This is a genomic window from uncultured Limnohabitans sp., assembly GCF_937889215.1.
GTDB lineage: Bacteria > Pseudomonadota > Gammaproteobacteria > Burkholderiales > Burkholderiaceae_C > Limnohabitans_A.
Window position 1 is genome coordinate 1 of sequence record NZ_CALBEX010000193.1, and the last position, 1239, is coordinate 1239.

The 1239-nt window shown below is 59.7% G+C and carries 1 protein-coding gene and 1 pseudogene; one reads left to right on the forward strand and one right to left on the reverse strand.

The window, feature by feature from the left end:
• Nucleotides 1–138: 138 nt before the first annotated feature.
• The gene (locus tag Q0341_RS04985; protein ID WP_299510966.1) at nt 139–1014 is read left to right on the forward strand and encodes an SDR family NAD(P)-dependent oxidoreductase; all 876 of its coding nucleotides are present in this window, start codon (nt 139–141) and stop codon (nt 1012–1014) included.
• Nucleotides 1015–1019: 5 nt separating this feature from the next.
• Here Q0341_RS04985 and Q0341_RS04990 read toward each other — a convergent pair.
• Nucleotides 1020–1239, reverse strand: a pseudogene (locus tag Q0341_RS04990) (carotenoid 1,2-hydratase); the annotation flags it as partial.

A 1239-nucleotide genomic window follows, 5' to 3' on the forward strand; every position in this document is an offset into this window, starting at 1 on the left:
AAATTTCGGGGGCGATTGCCACCTTGTTGCCGCTGCCTATTGTTTACCTCATGGTCACCAAAGCTGCTTGAAACAGCCCCTGGCATGACCGCGCCTAAGCCCACATTCAAACCCTTTTGGGGCAACAGCAATCACGTGGTGTTGATCACAGGTGCCGCTTCTGGCATTGGCGCGGCCACGGCCTTGGAGGTGGCGGCACAAGGGGGTACACCGGTTTTGGTGGATTGTGATGCAGCGCCCTTGGCCGACATGGCGCTGCGCTGTGGTCCCAACACCTTGTATTGCGTGGCCGATGTCACACACCTTGACGCCATGCACGAGGTGGTGGCCCAAACACTGTCGGTGCATGGCCAAATTGACGTGGTCTTTGCCAACGCAGGGGTGGCCGCTTTTGGGCCCTTGGCCTATGTCGAACCGAGCGCTTGGCGTCGCTGTGTTGAGGTGAATGTGTTTGGGGTTTTCAACACCGTACGAGCGGCCTTGCCAGCCCTCATGCAACAGCAAGGCTATGTGTTGATCAATGCCTCTGTGTCTTCGTTTGCCCACCCACCGGTGATGTCGGCCTATGCGGCCAGCAAATCGGCCGTGGAAGCCATGGGCAATTCATGGCGCATTGAGCTGGCAGCGCATCGCGTCGGTGTGGGCGTCTTACACGCCGGGTGGGTGAGCACCCCCTTGGTCACAGAAGGGGCGCTGCACCCTGGTTTTGTCCGCTTGCGCGACACCATGCCGGGTCCGTTGAACGGCGAATCAACGGCACCCGATGCAGCGCGTGTCATTGTGCGTGCCATGGCCAAGCGAGAGCGAAGGGTGTGGCTGCCCGGGTGGATGCGCATTTTGTTTGCATTGCGGGCCCTATTGCACATGCCTTTTGCCGAGCGCCAGCTGCTGCGTGCAGCACCTGAAATTGAGGCCCTTTACTTGGAGGGTTTGGCCTCTGAAGGGGCTTTGGCCTCCAGCTTTGGCCCTCGGGAGCGAGAGCGGACTCTGCAGCGGGCCCAGCAAAAAAGCTGATGCGTTCACGCCCGTCTTGGCATGCGCCAAGGCAACATGAATTGCACCGGCCATGACACCAGCCGGGGAATGTCCAAAGACTCGTGCACCGCCGTCACTTGTTCGGACTGCCATTGATTGCGCACCAATGAACGCACATAAAAAGGCGTGTCCTCCAAGGTGCTGATGATTTCTGGCGGATGACCTGCCTCGCTGGACATGCTGCGGGCAATGCGCCACCCCGAT